This is a genomic window from Hymenobacter aquaticus (genome assembly GCF_004765605.1).
Lineage (GTDB): Bacteria > Bacteroidota > Bacteroidia > Cytophagales > Hymenobacteraceae > Hymenobacter > Hymenobacter aquaticus.
The window spans coordinates 1-3,128 of record NZ_SRLC01000004.1 but is presented as its reverse complement, the minus strand read 5'-3'; the positions used below and the strand labels follow the sequence as shown (position 1 = coordinate 3,128).

General features: G+C 53.1%; 2 rRNA genes. Both read left to right on the top strand.

The annotated features are described in order from the left end of the window. Positions 1 to 15: 15 nt before the first annotated feature. Positions 16 to 2,924, top strand: a 23S ribosomal RNA gene (locus E5K00_RS22675). 87 nt (positions 2,925 to 3,011) lie between these two features. Next, a 5S ribosomal RNA gene (gene rrf / locus E5K00_RS22670) occupies positions 3,012 to 3,123 on the top strand. Positions 3,124 to 3,128: the final 5 nt, after the last annotated feature.

The window sequence follows — 3,128 nt, the reverse complement described above, 5'->3', positions numbered from 1 at the left end:
GCAAGTCAGGAAGTTACAGAAGTAACGAAGGGCACACGGGGGATGCCTAGGCTCTCAGAGGCGATGAAGGACGTGATAAGCTGCGATAAGGCCAGGGGATTCGCACATAGAAGGTGATCCTGGCATTTCCGAATGGGGCAACCCCTTGCAGTGAAGCTGCAAGACCTTTCCTGTATGGGATAAGGGGCAAACCCGGGGAACTGAAACATCTAAGTACCCGGAGGAACAGAAAATAACAATGATTCCCCAAGTAGTGGCGAGCGAACGGGGACGAGCCCAAACCGGGTTGGTTACGGCCAGTCCGGGGTTGTAGGACCGCAACATCTGATTGTATGATTTTAGCTGAACGACGTGGGAAAGTCGATCATAGAGGGTGAGAATCCCGTAGGCGAACGAATCATACACGGTAGCGGATTCCTGAGTAGGGCGGGGCCGGAGAAACCCCGTCTGAATCCAGCGGCACCATCCGCTAAGGCTACATACTCCTGAGAGACCGATAGTGAACCAGTACCGTGAGGGAAAGGTGAAAAGAACCGGGAATACCGGAGTGAAAAGAACCTGAAACCGTGTGCTTACAAGCGGTCGGAGGCCTTTAGTGGGCTGACGGCGTGCCTTTTGCATAATGAGCCTACGAGTTACTCTTCTCTGGCAAGGTTAAATGACTTAAGTCATGGAGCCGCAGCGAAAGCGAGTCTGAATAGGGCGCAGAGTCAGAGGAGGTAGACGCGAAACTTTGTGATCTACCCTTGAGCAGGATGAAGGTTGGGTAAAACCAACTGGAGGTCCGAACCAGTTTCCGTTGAAAAGGATTTGGATGACTTGAGGGTAGGGGTGAAAGGCCAATCAAACTGAGAAATAGCTCGTACTCCCCGAAATGTATTTAGGTACAGCGTCGGCGTTGAGTTACTAGGAGGTAGAGCTACCGATAGGACTAGGGGGTGTCATAGCCTACCGAATCCTGACGAACTCCGAATGCCTAGTAATATAGCCGGCAGTGAGGCTTGGGGTGCTAAGGTCCCAGGCCGAGAGGGAAAGAACCCAGACCATCTGCTAAGGTCCCTAAATTCGGACTAAGTTGAACAAAGGAGGTCCACTTGCTTTGACAGCCAGGAGGTTGGCTTGGAAGCAGCCATTCCTTTAAAGAGTGCGTAACAGCTCACTGGTCGAGCGAGAGGGCATCGATAATACGCGGGCATCAAGTCCGGTACCGAAGCAATGGATTTGCACTATGTGCAAGTGGTAGGGGAGCATTCTGGTCAGCGGTGAAGGTGTTCTGTCAGGGATGCTGGAGCGGCCAGAAAAGCAAATGTAGGCATGAGTAACGATAAGGCGGGTGAGAAACCCGCCCACCGATAGACTAAGGTTTCCTGATCAACGCTAATCGGATCAGGGTTAGTCGGGACCTAAGGCCACGCCGAGAGGCTACGTCGATGGACAGCTGGTTGATATTCCAGCACTTACTTACAGAAGTGATGCAGTGACGCAGAAGTGAAAGTACCGCGGGCGGACGGAAGTGCCCGTTGAAGTGCGTAGGTATTGGAGGAGTAGGTAAATCCGCTCTTTTAGCTGAAACATGATAGTACCTGGCGGCTTCGGCCAACGGGATAGTGTACCTAATCAGACTGCCAAGAAAACCTGCTAAGCGTTTTAACCTGTGAGTAACCCGTACCGCAAACCGACACAGGTAGTCAAGGAGAGAATCCTGAGGTGCTCGAGTGAATCACGGCCAAGGAACTCGGCAAAATGGTCCTGTAACTTCGGGAGAAGGGACGCTTCCTGCTAGCAATAGCAGAAGCCGCAGTGAAAAGGCCCAAGCGACTGTTTAACAAAAACACATGGCTTTGCGAACTCGCAAGAGGAAGTATAAGGCCTGACACCTGCCCGGTGCCGGAAGGTTAAGAGGGGAACTTAGTCGCAAGGCGAAGGTTTGAATCGAAGCCCCGGTAAACGGCGGCCGTAACTATAACGGTCCTAAGGTAGCGAAATTCCTTGTCGGGTAAGTTCCGACCTGCACGAATGGTGTAACGATTTGGGCGCTGTCTCAGCCGTGAGCTCGGTGAAATTGTAGTCTCGGTGAAGATGCCGAGTACCCGCCACGGGACGGAAAGACCCCGTGCACCTTTACTATAGCTTGACATTGACGCTGGGTAACACATGTGTAGGATAGGTGGGAGACTATGAAGCGGTGGCGCTAGCCATCGTGGAGTCAACGTTGAAATACCACCCTTGTGTTGCTTGGCGCCTAATCTCTAACTGGGAAACAGTGTCTGGTGGGTAGTTTGACTGGGGTGGTCGCCTCCAAAAAAGTATCGGAGGCTTTCAAAGGTCCGCTCAGTACGCTTGGTAACCGTACGCAGAGCGCAATAGCAGAAGCGGGCTTGACTGTGAGGCCTACAAGCCGAGCAGGGTCGAAAGACGGATATAGTGATCCGGTGGTTCCGCATGGAAGGGCCATCGCTCAAAGGATAAAAGGTACGCCGGGGATAACAGGCTGATCTCCCCCAAGAGCTCATATCGACGGGGAGGTTTGGCACCTCGATGTCGGCTCGTCACGTCCTGGGGCTGGAGAAGGTCCCAAGGGTTCGGCTGTTCGCCGATTAAAGTGGCACGCGAGCTGGGTTCAGAACGTCGTGAGACAGTTCGGTCCCTATCTGTGGTGGGCGTTGGAGATTTGAGAGGACCTGACTTTAGTACGAGAGGACCGAGTTGGACCAGCCGCTCGTGCACCGGTTGTGACGCCAGTTGCAGCGCCGGGTAGCGACGCTGGGATGAGATAAGCGCTGAAAGCATCTAAGTGCGAAACTCACCTCAAGATGAGATCTCCCATAATAAGAGTCGTGGTAGACTACCACGTTGATAGGCAGCAGGTCGAAGGTCCGAAATGGCCGAGCCGAGCTGTACTAATGACTCGAGCGCTTCTAGTATGCACGCTCTGTAGCTTCTTTTTTCTTACCCGTTTCCTGCGTCAACGTCATTGACAGCTATTACAGCAATGTGATACTGACACCAGTAATGGTGGCTTTAGCACGGGTGTTCACCTCTTCCCATTCCGAACAGAGCAGTTAAGCCCCGTAGCGCCTATGGTACTGCCTTCACCGGCGGGAGAGTCGGTCGCCGCCAACCTTTTC